Origin of the sequence: Clostridium tarantellae (assembly GCF_009295725.1) — a bacterium.
GTDB classification, from domain to species: domain Bacteria; phylum Bacillota; class Clostridia; order Clostridiales; family Clostridiaceae; genus Sarcina; species Sarcina tarantellae.
Genome location: NZ_WHJC01000654.1, coordinates 1 through 463, shown reverse-complemented (window position 1 = coordinate 463; position 463 = coordinate 1). Strand labels below are relative to the sequence as shown.

1 protein-coding gene is annotated in these 463 nt (G+C 24.8%); it reads left to right on the top strand.

The annotated features are described in order from the left end of the window. Nucleotides 1–463: carbohydrate-binding protein (locus GBZ86_RS17655; RefSeq protein ID WP_479690756.1), on the top strand; the 463-nt coding region annotated here is incomplete at both ends.

Sequence of the window (463 nt, the reverse complement as noted above, 5' to 3'; positions counted from 1 at the left end):
AGGTATCAGTAAATATTGAAGGAGAATATGTATTAAGACTAGCCTATAGAAATAATAATAGAAACTTTAAAATAGATGTAAATGAACAAAATACTGGCAAGACTTATAAAGCTATAGGAGATTTTAATGATTCATTTTCTATACTAATAAATCTTAATAGTGGAAAAAACACATTGAAATTTTATGGAAATGGTACTGAATTAGCACCTGATTTTGGAGATTTTGAGCTTAATTTAAATTATCCTATAAATTCTAGATTAAATGGGGGAATATTTTTAGGAGAGGCTAAATTACTTCCTTCTGGAGTTATAAATTCTTTAGGTGGATTTTCTCAAAGTTCATTTACTATAAGTTATTTTGCATCTTCTTATGGTGAATATATATTAAATTTAATTTTTTCAAATGAAGGTGGAAGTCTTTTAATAGATATTAATGATATTAATACTGGTGAAGTATATAATAT